The sequence below is a fragment of the Actinoplanes siamensis genome, assembly GCF_016862395.1.
Classification (GTDB): Bacteria; Actinomycetota; Actinomycetes; order Mycobacteriales; family Micromonosporaceae; genus Actinoplanes; species Actinoplanes siamensis.
In genome coordinates this window covers 36811-50920 of the sequence record NZ_BOMW01000008.1, presented here as the reverse complement: position 1 = coordinate 50920, position 14110 = coordinate 36811, and the positions used below count along the sequence as shown (strand labels likewise).

14 protein-coding genes are annotated in these 14110 nt (G+C 72.5%); 6 read left to right on the top strand and 8 right to left on the bottom strand.

Annotation, left to right across the window (positions count from 1 at the left end; all coding sequences use genetic code 11):
• Positions 1-58: 58 nt before the first annotated feature.
• The gene (locus Asi03nite_RS03765; RefSeq protein ID WP_203676976.1) at positions 59-346 is read left to right on the top strand and encodes a ferredoxin; all 288 of its coding nucleotides are present in this window, start codon (positions 59-61) and stop codon (positions 344-346) included.
• A gap of 78 nt (positions 347-424) precedes the next feature.
• Here Asi03nite_RS03765 and Asi03nite_RS03760 read toward each other — a convergent pair whose 3' ends face one another.
• The 3 genes from Asi03nite_RS03760 to Asi03nite_RS03750 all read right to left on the bottom strand — a co-directional run bounded on the left by Asi03nite_RS03760 (position 425) and on the right by Asi03nite_RS03750 (position 3204).
• The gene (locus tag Asi03nite_RS03760) at positions 425-1015 is read right to left on the bottom strand and encodes a hypothetical protein (protein ID WP_203676975.1); all 591 of its coding nucleotides are present in this window, start codon (positions 1013-1015) and stop codon (positions 425-427) included.
• Positions 1016-1078: 63 nt separating this feature from the next.
• Complete coding sequence (locus Asi03nite_RS03755) at positions 1079-2026, bottom strand: tRNA (adenine-N1)-methyltransferase (RefSeq protein ID WP_239102359.1); 948 nt, start codon at positions 2024-2026, stop codon at positions 1079-1081.
• 26 nt (positions 2027-2052) lie between these two features.
• Entirely contained in the window at positions 2053-3204 is a 1152-nt protein-coding gene (locus Asi03nite_RS03750) for a site-2 protease family protein (protein ID WP_203676974.1), read from the bottom strand.
• 123 nt (positions 3205-3327) lie between these two features.
• Here Asi03nite_RS03750 and Asi03nite_RS03745 point away from each other — a divergent pair, with 123 nt between their 5' ends.
• The gene (locus Asi03nite_RS03745) at positions 3328-4488 is read left to right on the top strand and encodes a RecB family exonuclease (RefSeq protein ID WP_203676973.1); all 1161 of its coding nucleotides are present in this window, start codon (positions 3328-3330) and stop codon (positions 4486-4488) included.
• A 654-nt stretch (positions 4489-5142) separates the two neighbouring features.
• Positions 5143-5718, top strand: a complete 576-nt coding sequence (locus Asi03nite_RS03740) for a LuxR C-terminal-related transcriptional regulator (protein ID WP_239102358.1) — start codon at positions 5143-5145, stop codon at positions 5716-5718.
• Positions 5719-5971: 253 nt separating this feature from the next.
• On the opposite strand, the gene Asi03nite_RS03735 is transcribed toward Asi03nite_RS03740, so the two are convergent.
• Positions 5972-6604, bottom strand: a complete 633-nt coding sequence (locus tag Asi03nite_RS03735) for an HAD family hydrolase (protein WP_203676971.1) — start codon at positions 6602-6604, stop codon at positions 5972-5974.
• 97 nt (positions 6605-6701) lie between these two features.
• Positions 6702-7403, bottom strand: coding sequence for a neutral zinc metallopeptidase (locus Asi03nite_RS03730; protein WP_203676970.1), 702 nt, complete (start codon positions 7401-7403; stop codon positions 6702-6704).
• A gap of 228 nt (positions 7404-7631) precedes the next feature.
• Here Asi03nite_RS03730 and Asi03nite_RS03725 point away from each other — a divergent pair, with 228 nt between their 5' ends.
• On the top strand, positions 7632-8399 hold the full coding sequence (locus Asi03nite_RS03725) for an ABC transporter ATP-binding protein (protein ID WP_203676969.1): 768 nt from the start codon (positions 7632-7634) through the stop codon (positions 8397-8399).
• A complete protein-coding gene (locus tag Asi03nite_RS03720) occupies positions 8399-10930 on the top strand; it encodes an ABC transporter permease (RefSeq protein WP_203676968.1) in 2532 nt (843 codons plus the stop codon). Before Asi03nite_RS03725 ends, Asi03nite_RS03720 begins: the two co-directional genes overlap by 1 nt.
• Before the next feature lie 466 nt (positions 10931-11396).
• Here Asi03nite_RS03720 and Asi03nite_RS03715 read toward each other — a convergent pair whose 3' ends face one another.
• From Asi03nite_RS03715 to Asi03nite_RS03705, 3 genes are all read right to left on the bottom strand, one after another.
• Positions 11397-11837: an SRPBCC family protein gene (locus tag Asi03nite_RS03715; RefSeq protein ID WP_203676967.1), complete on the bottom strand. Its 441-nt coding sequence runs from the start codon at positions 11835-11837 to the stop codon at positions 11397-11399.
• Complete coding sequence (locus Asi03nite_RS03710; protein WP_203676966.1) at positions 11834-12163, bottom strand: ArsR/SmtB family transcription factor; 330 nt, start codon at positions 12161-12163, stop codon at positions 11834-11836. Before Asi03nite_RS03710 ends, Asi03nite_RS03715 begins: the two co-directional genes overlap by 4 nt.
• A 75-nt stretch (positions 12164-12238) precedes the next feature.
• Complete coding sequence (locus tag Asi03nite_RS03705) at positions 12239-12793, bottom strand: hypothetical protein (RefSeq protein ID WP_203676965.1); 555 nt, start codon at positions 12791-12793, stop codon at positions 12239-12241.
• A 144-nt stretch (positions 12794-12937) separates the two neighbouring features.
• On the opposite strand from Asi03nite_RS03705, the gene Asi03nite_RS03700 reads away from it, so the two are divergent.
• Positions 12938-13807 carry a PAC2 family protein gene (locus Asi03nite_RS03700; RefSeq protein WP_203676964.1) on the top strand — a complete coding sequence of 290 codons (870 nt, stop codon included), beginning with the start codon at positions 12938-12940 and terminating at the stop codon, positions 13805-13807.
• The last annotated feature ends 303 nt before the right edge of the window (positions 13808-14110 follow it).

The window sequence follows — 14110 nt, the reverse complement described above, 5'->3', positions numbered from 1 at the left end:
GGGCCGGCCCGACCGGTTCGGGTACCGTCGGCGCCAACTTCAGTTGTGGGAGGTAGCGGTGCCGGCGGACACTGATGAGCTGCAGGTCTGGATCGATCAGGACTTGTGCACCGGTGACGGACTCTGCGTGCAATACGCGCCGGAGGTCTTCGAGCTGGACATCGACGGCCTGGCGTACGTGAAGGATAATTCGGGCGAGTTGCTGCAAAATCCGGGCGTACGCACCCACGTACCGACGAACCTCGTCCTCGAAGTCATCGACTCCGCCAAGGAATGCCCCGGCGACTGCATCCACGTCGTCCGCACCACGGACGACGTGGAGATCGCCGGGCCGGACGCGGCCTGAGGCCTGACTCGCGGATCACGCGAGTACGAGGCGCCGCCTCGGTCAGGCCGCGGCCCCGCGTGATCCCGAAGACCGGCCCTACAGCGTCGGGCGGCCCACCAGGGAGGCCACGACGCGGGAGAACTCCTCCAGCCGGGCGATCTGGCCGGGCCCGCCGTCGTCGAGGGTCTTGCCGAAGCGCAGCGCGTCGTGACGCAGCGGCGCCCGGCCCTCCTCCTCGCCCATCCCGGGCGGCGGCACCGCGTCGTCCACCGAACTGAGCAGCAGGTACACGTCGATGCTGTCGACCCGGGCCTGTCCGCTGGAGGTCCGGGTGAGCCGCCGCCGGCAGCCCACCTCGGTGATCGTGGACAGCGGCACCACCCGCAGCGACGAGGTCATCGAACCGACCGGGCCGTCGCCGGGCGCCACGTCCTCCCCGTGCCAGAGCACCAGGCGGCTGCCGTCGCAGACGACGACCTCCTGCCAGACCCCGTTCACCTCGTTGACGAAGCGCTCCAGCGTGAAGCAGAGCACCGAGGCCCCGCGCAGCACGCCGAACAGCGCCTCCAGCGCCACCTCCGGGTCGCGCAGATAGGCCCGGGCCGCGGAGTCCAGATCCGGGTAGGGCGACCAGTCCGGGAACACCGCCGGCATCTCGTTGCTGCCACCGAACGGCGGAGAACTCATCGCGCCCACCCCTTGTCCTCCCATCGATGCCCCCGGAAAAACTACCGGACTCCGCGAACCCGGTCACTCCCCGGAGGTGTCCTCCTGCTCCTGCTGCTCGGCGGCCAGGGCCGCCTGGGCCGCGCGGCGCAGCGCGTACGCCTCGGCGCCCTTGCTCGGCTTGCGCCGCCGCGGCGGCGCGGTGACCCCCGGCGCCAGCTTGCGCGACGACACCAGGAACGCGGTGTGCGCGATCATCCGGTGGTCCGGGCGGACCGCCAGGCCGTCGGCGTGCCAGTCGCGGATCAGCGACTCCCAGGCCCGCGGCTCGGTCCAGCCGCCCCGCTCGCGCAGCGCCTCGACCAGCTCGGACAGCTGCGGGGTGGTAGCCACGTAACCGATGAAGACACCGCCGGGGATCAGCGACCTCTCGACCATGTCGAGCGCCTCCCACGGGGTCAGCATGTCCAGGATGATCCGGTCGAAACCGCCGATCGCGTTGGACGCCACGTCGCCCTCGTGCAGGTGCCAGGCCGGGTGCGGGCCGCCGAAGAAGGCCTCCACGTTCTTGCGGGCGATCGCCGCGAAGTCCGGCCGCAGCTCGTAGCTGTGCACCTCGCCGGTCTCACCGACCGCGCGCAGCAGCGAGCAGGTCAGCGCGCCCGAGCCGGCGCCCGCCTCGAGCACCTTGGCGCCGGGGAAGACGTCGCCCATGGCGACGATCTGCGCCGCGTCCTTCGGGTAGATCACCTGCGCGCCGCGCGGCATGGAGAGCACGTAGTCGCTGAGCAGCGGGCGCAGCGCCAGGTACTGCGTGCCGCTGGTGGCGGTGATCACACTGCCGTCCGGCAGGCCGATGAGCTGGTCGTGCTCCAGCGCGCCGCGATGGGTGTGGAACGCCTTGCCGGCCTCCAGCACGATCGTGTGCATCCGCCCCTTGGGGTCGGTGAGCTGGACACGGTCCCCCACCCGGAACGGGCCGCGGTGGGCCGGCAGTTGTTCGTCGACAGGGGTGGCCGGGGTCGTGGTCACTAACTCTTCTCTCAAGCTCTCGAGGATCAGTTCCGTTGCGCCCGCCGCGGCTCCAGGACGGCCGCGACGTCGGCGACCCGCAGGACGCCGATGACATCCTCGCCTGCCGTCACCAGGTACTGCGCACCCGGGTGGGCCTGCAGGGCGCGCACCACCTGCTCACCGGTGAGCTCCACCGGCAGGCTGGCCAGCGCGTCCCGCGAACGGGCCACGCTCTCCACGCTCACCCAGGGCCGCCGGTCGACCGGCACCCGCTCGGCGGCGACCGGATCGACCAGAGCGGTGAGGCTACCCCCCGAGTCGGCGACCCCGAGCACCACGTCCGGCCGCGGATCCTCGGCGCGGCGCCGCTGCGCCTCCCCGAGCGGCGTGCCGGCCGGCACCGTGAGCAGCGGCCGGGCCAGTGCGCCCAGGTCGATCAGCGGGAACCGCCCGGTCATCCGGCCCAGCCGGATCGACTGCCCGGCCCCGTGCCAGAGAGTCAGTGTGACGAGGAGCACGAACAGCATCCCGAAGAGGGTGAGCAGGCCCAGCTGGTAGAACGTCAGCACGGTCAGCGCGGTGCCGAACGCCAGTACCCGGCCGGCCCAGCCGGCCACCACGGTGGCCCGGTTGCGGTCCTTCAACAGCGCCCACATCGCCGCCCGCAGCGCCCGGCCGCCGTCCAGCGGCAGGCCCGGCAGGACGTTGAAGACCGCCACCAGGACGTTGCTGACCGCCAGCTGGAAGGCGATCTGCCCGGGGACGGTGTCCTCCGGCAACGCCAGCGCGGCACCCGTCGCCACGCCGCCGAGCAGCAGCGACACCAGCGGGCCGGCCAGCGAGACGGCCGCGTCGACCCGCGGGTTCGGCGCGTCCCGTTCCATCTCCGTCCAGCCGCTGAGCAGCTCCAGCGTGATCCGCCGCACGCCGATGCCGTTGCGCCGGGCGACCAGCGCGTGTCCCAGCTCGTGCAGCAGCACCGAGCCGAGAAGACAGACCACGAAACCCAGGCCGATGAGGTACGCCCAGGGCTGGCCCAGACCGAGCTCGGCGCGCGCGTAGTTGCCGTAGACGACAGTGACCAGCAGCGCGAGCAGCACCATCGAGCCGTTCGCATGCACCGGGATGCCCAGCACACGCCCCACCGGGCGCCCGCCGGGCCTGGCGGGCGGCCTGCGGGTCGCGCTGTCCTTCATCCCTTCGATGCTACGGACCCGCCGCGTTCCGCGTGGATCTCGATCCGGCGGGGCGGGTGCCCCCGGCGCCTCCGGCGTATGTCCCCCGCGTTTCCGTCGTACCTCTGCCCTAGCCTGGCTGGCATGACGGTGTTCCCTCCCCCGCAGCCCCGCGCTTCCTCGCCCGCTCCCACGCCGTCCCCCGCCCCGGCCACCGTGCCCTCGCCCCCTGCCTCCTCCGCCGCCGCGTCATCGCCCTCGCTCCCGCCCTCCCCGGCCACCTCCGCCGGCCGGCCCGGTCTGGGTGATCGGCCCAGTGGGCCCTCGCTGTCCCCGTCCCGGGCGGCCGACTTCAAGACGTGCCCGCTGCTGTTCCGGTTCCGCACCATCGACAAGCTGCCCGAGCAGCCGTCCGCCGACCAGGTGCGGGGCACGCTGGTGCACGCTGTGCTGGAACGGCTCTTCGACCTGCCGGCCGCCGACCGCACGCCGGAGGCGGCCGCCGCCCTGGTCGCCCCGGAGTGGGAGCGCCTGGTCGCCAACGAGCCCGGCCTGGCCGCCCTGTTCGACACCCCGGCGCCGGCTGCGGACCGACCAGAATCGGTCACTGTGGGACACGCCACCGACGTCGTCCGTGACCCCGCCGCGGTCACCGCCGAAGCCGACGCGGCCGGGCAGATCGCGCTTGTCGACGTCCCCGCCGACGTTGCCCGCCTGGCCGCCTTCCTGACCAGCGCCCGCGATCTGCTCACCGGCTACTTCGCGGTCGAGGACCCGCAGCGCCTGGAGCCCGCCGAGCGGGAGACCCTGATCTCCACCACCATCGACGAGGAGCTGCTGATCCGCGGCTACATCGACCGGCTGGACGTCTCCCCGGCCGGCGACCTGCGCGTGGTCGACTACAAGACCGGCGGTGCCCCGCGCGAGGCGTTCGAGGGCCGCGCGCTGTTCCAGCTGAAGTTCTACGCGCTGGTCCTGTGGCGCACCCGGGGCGTCGTCCCGCGCGTGCTGCGCCTGCTCTACCTCAAGGACGCCGAGGTCCTCGACTACAGCCCCGACGCCGGCGAGCTCGAGCGCTTCGAGCGCACGCTTGTCGCGTTGTCCCAGGCGGTCGAGCGGGCCAAACGCGACCAGGACTTCCGCCCCAAACCGAGCCGGCTCTGCGGCTGGTGCAACCACCAGGCGCTGTGCCCGGAGTTCGGCGGCACGCCGCCACCGTTCCCGTCCGCCCCGGCGGCCGGCCTGCCGACCGACTCCGAGCCGGACCGCCTGGCCACCCCGGTCCGGGAAAACGTCGTTGCCTGAGCGTCCGGCGCACCCGCCCGCCGGCGCCGCTCCCCGCGGCTCCGGCCACTGGCCGCGCGCGCTCGGCTGCCCCGCCCCGCGCCTCTGCTCCGGCGCCCTCGCCGCGCGCTGCTCCCCCGGGCGCCCGGCCGCGCGCCCCTCCTCATGCGCCGTCGCCGCGCGCTTCTTCTCCGGCCGCCCGGCCGCGCGCCCCTCCTCATGCGCCCTCGCCATGCGCCTCCGCTCCGACCGCTCCGTCGCGTGCTTCTTCTCCGACCGCCGCACCGGCCCGAGCGCCACCGGCGGTCAGCTCACCCTCCGCGCCACGAGCGACCACTCCTGCCCTGCGCCCGCGGCGACGGGAGCACGGGCCACGGGTCCGCGCGGGGCGCGATGAGACCCATCCGAGTACTCCTCGCCGACGGGTCGGCGTTGCACCGGGCCGGCTTGCGGACGGTCCTGACCGCGGCCGGCCGCGCTGCCGACGGCAGCGGAAACCGCGACGGCAGCACAGGCGCACGCGGCTCGGAGAGCACTGCCGGCACGGCCGGCGCAGGAGCCGTCAGCGGCGCGGCTGGCGCAGGGAGCACGGCGAGCGCGGGCCGTCCCGCCGGCGCGGCCCGCGCGGGCGGGCCCGCGAGCACGGCCAGCGGGGGTCGGCGGTGGGCGGAGTTGGTGATCGCGGGTGAGAGCGGCGACGGGGCCGACGCCGTCGAGTTGGCGCGGCGGCTGCTCCCGGATGTGCTGGTCACGGACGCGGCGTTGCCGAGGATGGACGGTGCGGCGGTGGCCCGGGCCGTCACGGCCGCGCGGTTGCCGGTGCGGGTGCTGGTGCTGACCGCCCGGGACAGCGACGAAGAGCTGGTGGAGATGATCGGTGCGGGTGCGGCCGGGTACCTCCGCATGGACACCCCGCCGGAGGAACTCGTCGCCGCGATCCGCGCGGTCGCGGCCGGCGGAGCGGTGATCACGCCGCAGGTGCTGGCCCGGGTGCTGCCCCGCATCTCGGCGGCGCCGGCCGCGGATGCCGGGGTCACCGTCGATCTGCGGGCGCTCACCGGGCGGGAGCGGGAGGTGCTGATCCACGTGGCGCGCGGCCGGACGAACGCCGAGATCGCCGAGGTGTTGCAGGTCAGCGAGACGACGGTGAAGACGCATGTCGGTCACATGCTGGCCAAACTGCGGCTCCGCGACCGTACCCAGGCAGTGGTCCTGGCTTATGAGACGGGCCTGGTCAGGCCTGGTTCGTGAGCGCTGCGCCCGGCCCGGGCGCCGAAGCCGGCCGCGCGGACCGGGGGCCGAAGCCGACCGCCCGGCCGGGCGGCGAAGCCGGCCGGCCGGGGCCCGGATGGTGCCCGCCTCGGAAGTAGCGCCGAGCAGCCGAGAGGCCGGACATCACGCGGCGAGCGGCCCGGTGCCGGACGGGCCGGCCGCCGCCCACCTCGACGTCACCCGTCGCCGTCCGGATGCGCGTCTTTCCCCGGCACAGCGAGCCCCCGACGAATCATCGAAGCGCGGCCAGGAAGCCCAGATCAACCCCGGTCAGCGACTCCCGGACATGAATGCCGTCATGCGACGGCAGAGCGACGTCGGAGGGCACCGCCAGCACCACGGCTCCGGCCGCCACCGCCGACGCCACCCCGCTCGGCGAGTCCTCGATCACCACGCAGCGCTCGATCGGCACCCCGAGCAGCCCGGCCGCGGTCCGATAGGGCTCCGGGTCCGGCTTCTGCGCACGCACCTCGTCGCCGCACACCACGACGTCGAAATTCTCCGCGCCCAGCGTCTTCAGCGCGATGTCGGCCAGCCGGCGCTCGGTCGAGGTGACCAATGCGACCGGGATCCCCGCGGCACGCACGGCGTGCAGCAGCTCGCGGGCGCCCGGCCGCCACACCAGGCCGTCGGCGAAGAGCTCGGCGACCCGGTCGGTCAGCCACGCGACGTCCGGCCCGGCCGGCCGGTCGGGTTGACCCAGGTCCTCCCGGAACAGGGCCATGCTGACCGGCATGCTGGTGCCGACCATGGCCAGGCGCGCGGACTCGGAGAGCTTGCCACCGGCGCGGACCGCGAGGTCCTCCAGCGCGATGCCCCACAATTTCTCGCTGTCGACCAGCGTGCCGTCCATGTCGAAGAGCACCGCGGCGGGTGGTGTCGCGCTCAGCTGAATCTCCCCAGGTCAGTCCGGCCAAAAAGCCATTCTGCGGGGCCGCCGGGAGTGGAGACGACTCAATGTCTCAGAGGTCACAGGACTTCAGCGAGTCCCGGTAGCCGTTGGCGAACGCGTTGATCCGCTGCTCGGCCTTGCCGTGCGAGCCCTCGGCGAACCACGGCTGGCCCGGCTCGTCACCGACCGACTCCAGGCCCCGCGCCAGCTCGTCGGTGTCGCCCTCGTCCAGGATCAGCTGCCCGGCGCGCGCCTCGTCGCCGATGAACGCGCCGGCCATGCAGTCGGCCTGCAGCTCCTGCTGGATGGTGAACTCCTTCTGGATGCCGAGCCGGGCCTGGATGCCGTGCGCGTACTCGTGGCCGAGCAGGTAGAAGATGAACGCGTCGCCGATCTGGCGGAAGACTCCGAAGGCCCAGTTCACGTCGTAGGCGATGAAGTCCCCCGCGGAGCAGTAGACAGCGTTGTTGCGCGGCAGCGGGTCCCCGCCGCAGTCGACCTCACCCTCCCGCTCGTACGGGATCACCCGGCGCACCGGCTCGAAGCGCCGGCCCTGCTGCTCGAACACCTGCTCCCAGTACTCCTCGGCGACCTGCTGCGCGGCCTTGATGTCGTTGGCGAACTCCTGCGGGGTGTCGGTTCCGTCCGGATCGACCGATCGGGCGGAGGACCCGGTCGGGCGCTGAGGGGCCGGGTCGTCGGTGACGGGAGGTGCTTCACAGCCCGCGGCGAGCAGCAGCAAGGTCAGGAAAGCGGCAAGACGGGCGGGCATGACGGTCCTCCTGAGGGCCGGGAGTTCCACGGTAGACGCAGGTTCCCATCCATCGCCGTCGCCGAAACGTCAGGGGGAACCCTGAACTCACCTAAGTGACCTCCCCCAGCGAAATCTCAGCGTCGGCGTACGACCTCGGGCTGACGTCAGCCACCACCGCCGCCGCGACACTGGGCACGCCGGTCCGGGCACCCTGCCCGGCCGACCACGAACGCAGGGGGAGAAACGGTGACTGCGACGAATGCCGGCGGGCCGGTGGCGGCGCGCGCGGACGGGATCTGGAAGGTCTACGGCAGCGGCGAGGCGAGGGTGACCGCGTTGCGCGGGGTGACCGCCGAGTTCGGCAGCGGCCGGTTCACTGCGATCATGGGCCCTTCCGGCAGCGGCAAGTCGACGCTGATGCACTGCCTGGCCGGGCTGGACACGGTCGACGAGGGCACCGTGCACGTCGGCGGCACCGAGATCAGCAAGCTCGGCGACAAGGCGCTGACCCGGTTGCGCCGCGACCGGATCGGCTTCATCTTCCAGCAGTTCAACCTGCTGCCGACGCTGAGCGCCGCGGAGAACATCAGGCTGCCCCTGGACATCGCCGGCCGCAAGGCCGATCCGCGGTGGTGGGACGTCGTGATCGACACGGTCGGCCTGCGCGACCGGCTCGGGCACCGGCCCAGCCAGCTCTCCGGCGGCCAGCAGCAGCGGGTCGCGTGTGCCCGCGCGCTGGTCGGCCGCCCCGACGTGATCTTCGCGGACGAGCCGACCGGCAACCTGGACTCCCGCTCCGGCGCGGAGGTGCTCGGCTTCCTGCGTGCCTCGGTGCGCGAGCACGGCCAGACCATCGTGATGGTCACCCACGACCCGGTCGCCGCGAGCTACGCCGACCGGGTGGTCTTCCTGGCCGACGGCGCCATCGTCGACGAGCTGCACGGCCCGACCGCGGAGACCGTGCTGGACACCATGAAGCGCCTGGACAAGCACGGCGACCCGGTGATGCTCTGATGCTGCGCGCCACGCTGAAGAGCCTGCTCGCCCGCAAGCTGCGGCTGATCCTTTCCGGCCTGGCGGTGGTACTGGGCGTGATGTTCGTGTCCGGGTCCTTCGTGGTCACCGACACGCTGAACCGCACCTTCGACTCGATCTTCGCCGACGCGTTCGGCGCGACAGACGTCTCGGTCCGCGCCAAACCCAAGATCGAGGTCTCCGAGCTGGACGGTGAGGAGGTCGCCGCGCCGCTTCCCGCCGCGGCCGTCGACAAGATCAAAACAATTGCGGGAGTACGGTCGGCGACCGGGCGCATCGACGTGGACGGCGCCCGCGTGATCGGCAGCGACGGCAAGGTGCTCACCTCGATGGGCCCGCCCCGCCTCGGCGAGAACTGGACCGGCACGGACAGCCTGATGCAGCTGCGCTCGGGCCGGGGCCCGGAGGCGGACGACGAGATCGCGGTCAACGCGAACACCGCCGAGCTGGCCGGCCTCAAGCTCGGCGACCGGGTCGGTGTGCTGACCCTGGAGCCGAAGAGGCAGTTCACTCTGGTCGGCATCTGGGGCTACACCGGCGGTCGGGACAGCATCGGCGGCGTCCAGGAGGTCGCCTTCACCACCCCTGTCGCGCAGAAGCTGATGCTCGGCCAGGCCGGCGCCTTCTCCACGGTGACCGTCCAGGCCGCCGACGGGGTGACCCCGGCCCAGCTGCGGGACCGGGTGGCCGCCGCGATGGGCGCGGACTACGAGGTCAAGACCGGTGAGCAGCTCGCCGGCGAGAGCGCCGACAGCATCCAGGAGGGACTCGCCTTCTTCAACCAGATCCTGCTCGGCTTCGCCGGGGTGGCGCTGTTCGTCGGGATCTTCCTGATCCTCAACACGTTCTCGATCATCGTGGCCCAGCGGACCAAGGAGCTGGCGCTGCTGCGCGCGATGGGCGCCAGCCGCCGTCAGGTGATCAACTCGGTGCTGGTCGAGGCGGTCCTGATCGGGCTGATCGCGGCGGTGCTCGGCCTGGCCGCCGGGGTCGGCGCGGGCGCCGGCCTGGCGTACCTGTTCGGCAGGTTCGCCGACCTGACCCTCGCTTCGATCGGCGTCCCGCTCTCCGCGGTGCTCAGCGCGTTCGTCGTCGGCCTGGTGGTCACCGTCGTCGCCGCGGTGCTACCCGCGCTGCGCGCCTCCCGGATCGCCCCGGTCGCCGCGATGCAGGAGGTGAGCATCCCGGACCGGCCGCTCACCCGGCTCAGCGTCGCCGGCGGCCTGGTCTTCTCGGCCGGCGCGGCCACGCTCGGCACCGGCCTGTTCGCCGACGCCGGTGACGCCACCCTCTGGCTCATCCTCGGCGGCGTGCTCGTCTCGTTCATCGGGGTCGCCCTGCTCACGCCACTGATCAGCAAGCCGGTGATCAGCGGCCTGGGCCGGCTCTTCTCCTGGTCGGTGCCGGGCCGGCTGGGCCGGCTCAACTCCGGCCGCAACCCGCGCCGCACGGCGATCACCGCGGCCGCCCTGATGGTCGGCATCGCCCTGGTCACCGGGGTCACCGTGATCATGGACTCGGCCAAGAGCAGCCTGAAGGCGGAGGCCACGCGGATCCTCAAGGCGCAGATCATGATCAGCGGGGATCAGACCGGGCCACGACCCCCGACGTACGACCCCGCGGTGATCGACAAGGCCGCCGCGCTGCCGGGCGTACGGGCCGCGGCCGGGCTCTGGAACGACCTGGTCACCGTCGACGGCTCGCAGGAGTACGTGACCGCCACCGCGGACCTGAGCAGGCTCGCCGAGGCGTACGGGGGCACCGCCGCGCCGCTGGCCGTCGGCCAGATCGCGGTCAGCCGGCCGACCGCTGACGAGAAGCACTGGCAAACCGGGCAGCAGGTGACCGTGCAGGGCGCCCGGGGCGACCCGCGGTCGTACACGATCGGGCTGATTTTCCCGGAGGACGCGCTGCCCGGCGGCATCATCCTGCCGGCCGCCGCGATCAAGGACTTCGGGCTGACCCAGCCGCGGCTCGGGTTCGTCCGGCTCGACGACGGTGTCCCGGTCTCCGCGGTGCTGCCGCAGATCAAGCAGCTGCTCGCGGACAGTCCCGAGGTGTCGGCCACGGATTCGGCGACGTTCGTGAATCAGCAGGCCGCGCAGTTCGACCAGATCATCACGATGATCCAGATCCTGCTGGGGTTGGCGATCCTGATCGCGGTGCTCGGTGTGGTGAACACTCTCGCGCTGTCGGTGCTGGAACGGACCCGCGAGCTGGGGCTGCTGCGGGCGGTCGGTCTCGGCCGGGCGCAGACCATGCGGATGATCACCGTGGAGGCGGTGGTGATCTCGGTCTTCGGCGCGCTGCTCGGGGTCGCGGTCGGGGCCGGCATGGGCACGGCGGTGACCCGCGCCCTGGAGAACGACGGGATCACCGAGCTGGTGCTGCCGTGGGGCCGGATGGGGACGTACCTCGCACTGGCCGCCCTGGTGGGCGTCGTGGCCGCGGTGGTCCCGGCGGTCCGCGCCGCCCGGCTCAACGTCCTGGGCGCCATCGCCCACGACTGACCCTGCGCACCACCCACCTCGATGCCTCGGGCGCGATCGCCCACGACCAACCTTGCGCACCGCGCGCATCGAGCAACCCTGCGCACCGCGCGCATCGAGCCGGCCGGGCCGTCCAGCCCGGCCGGCTCGACATGCACCGAACCCCGGGACCTGCCACATGCACCGAACCTCGGCGGCCCAGTCCCTCGGCAGCAACCGAGCCGCCGCCGGGCTCGGCCCAGCCCGGCTCGCCGGCCGGCTGCGGGCGCCGGGTAGCCGGCCGGCTCCCAGGGGCGCCTCGCACCTCGCGACACGCCCCTTGCGGCCAGCCGGGACCGGGGGTCCCCGGTTGCCGAGTCGATCATCTGGCTCTCGGGTGCCTCGCACCCTGGCCGGACGCCCCCCCGGGGACCAGCCGGAGGCTCGGCGCACGGCGGCCCTGGAGCGGGCCGGGAGCCGCGGCGTACCACCGGATCGGGTCTCGGCCTCAGGCCAGGAGCTTGTCGAGCTTGGTGAAGCTCGTCCCCCAGGCCTCGCGCGCGCCGGTCTCCATCTCGGCCGGGAACGGGCTCTGGGTCAGGACCAGGCGGGTCCGGCCGCCCTCCTCGTCGAAGAACTCGATGCGCATGCGCAGCTTCCCGGCGCCGAAGGCGGGGATGTGGCTGACGTCCTCCTCGCCGACCAGCAACTCGTTCTCGACGACCTCGACGAAGGTGGAATCCACCGGCGACGCCATCGACGGGTCGTCGTCGTTGACCATGGTGAAGACCTGCTTTCCGCCGGGGCGCGCATCGATCTCCACGGTGTCGCGCGGCACCGACCAGCCGACCGGGCCGAACCACTGCGACACCTGGTCGGGGTCGGTGAACGCGCGGTAGACCAGCTCGCGGGGCGCGTCGAAGATGCGGGTGATGACGAGGTCGGTCATGGTTTCTCCTCCTGCAGGCGCTTGAGGTGGGCGTCCAGCCGTGTGAAGTTGTCGTCCCAGAACCGGCTGTACCGCTCCATCCACGCGGTGGCCTCGCGCAACGGGCCCGCCTCGAGTCGGCTGGAGCGCCACTGCGCGGAACGGCTGCGCGAGATGAGACCGGCGCTCTCCAGGACCTTCAGATGACGGGAGATCGCCGGGAGGCTGATGTCGAACGGCTCGGCGAGCTCGGTCACGGTGGCCTCACCCTCGGCGAGCCGGGCCAGGATGGCGCGGCGCGTCGGGTCGGCCAGAGCCGCGAAGATCAGGCTGAGCCGGTCCGTCATTTAACCCTCCCGTTAATTAACGGCTTGGTTAAGTACGATAGCCGTAGCCGCTCGGGAGGTCAACGGCGGCACTCGTCAGACCTTCGACGGGATCCGGCGGTGCAGCTCGGCCAGCAGGACGTCCGGGCCCGGCGACATCAGACCCACATCGACGACGTACGACGTCTCCTCGCCCCGACGACGTGTCCGCGGCGCGAATCCACGGCCCTCCAACACCTGCGCGTAGTCGGCGCTCACCGGCGTCACCACCAGCTCGGTGAACGGCCCCCACCCGTGCAGGCCCACGGACGCGATTCCGGACCACGGCAGGTGCACCGGTTTGCGGGCGGTCGCGGCGAAGTCGATGCCGTGCACCGAGGTGTGCAGCCAGCCCAGCCGCCGGTACAGCACCAGCAGCACGACCGCGGCCGCGCTCACCGGCACGATCAGCGCGGCCTCGGCGTAGAGCACGATGTCGCCGGGTCCCGGCCGGGCGCCGAAGAGCACCGACAGAACCAGGAAGAGCACCAGGACGACGGCCCAGGCGGCGGCCACCACCCACAGCACTGTCACGTAGAACATCGCGCGCGGCTGGATGAACGACACGGTGTCGTCGGGCGGGCCGAGCACCTGATCCACGTGGCCTGCCATGTTTCCGGTCCTGCCTCCGCCGACGGTCACGTCAGAAATTATGCTGGGTTATGCACAGGTTCATGGTGAAAACAGCTCACGACCTGGGGAGGGCCACGGCGCGGCCGCCCGGTACGTTCCCTGGCCCGCACGTAGGCTGTCCTCATGACTGAGTTCGACGGCCTCCCGCTGCTCCGCTCCCCCGTGGCCATCGCCGCCTTCGAGGGCTGGAACGACGCTGCGGATGCTTCCACCGCGGCCGTGGAACACCTCGAGCAGGTGTGGGAGGCCCGCGAGGTCACCAGCATCGACCCCGAGGACTTCTACGACTTCCAGGTGAGCCGCCCGACGATCACGATGGCCGAGGGCGAGACCCGCAAGATCGAGTGGCCGACCACCCGGTTCACCGTGGCCAGCCCGCCCGGCAGCGACCGGGACGTGGTGCTGATCCGCGGCATCGAGCCGAGCATGCGGTGGCGCACGTTCTGCGAGTCGGTGCTGGAGATCTGCCACAGCCTCGAGGTCAACCGGGTCGTGCTGCTGGGCGCGCTGCTCGCGGACGTGCCGTACACGCGGCCCCTGCCGATCAGCGGCACCGCCTCGGACAGCAGCATCGCGGAGAAGTACAACGTGGTCCCGACCCGCTACGACGGCCCCACCGGCATCGTCGGCGTGCTGCAGGAGGCGGCCACCCGCGCGGAGCTGGACGCCCTGTCGTTCTGGGTGCACGTGCCGCACTACGCGAACAACCCGCCCTGCCCGAAGGCGACGCTGGCCCTGCTCAGCCGGATCGAGGACGTGCTCGACCTGCCGGTCCCGATGGCGGATCTGGCCGAGCAGGCCGACGAGTGGGAGAAGCGGGTCCGCGCGGCCGCGGAGCAGGACGCCGAGCTCGGGGAATACGTGCGGGAGCTGGAGGAGCGGGTCGGCGACGCCGGGATCCAGCCGCTGACCGGCGACGAGATCGCCAGCGAGTTCGAGAAGTACCTCCGCCGGCGCGGCGGTTCGGCCGGCCCGACCGCCGGCTCCTGGTGAGATCCTTTCGCGCTTGCCCCGGGCGGATCGCCCGGGGCAAGCGTCGCCCTCCCCGGCCGGCTTGCCGCAATTCGACCCTCCGCGCGCAACCCCGCGCTCTCCCCGCCCTGCCGCCTTGCGGGTGCACCGCTCTGCAGTTCGGCGTGCCGGTCGGCGCCACGTCGCCCTCCAGGTGTACCGGCCCGAGCCGGCGTCCCAGTCGGGGCGCTACGTTGCCCTGCAGTTCCACCGCCTCCAGTCCGGCGTGTCAGTTAGCAGTGGCGCGTCGCCTGAGGCATCCTAGGAACCTAGCTGTCTTGGTCG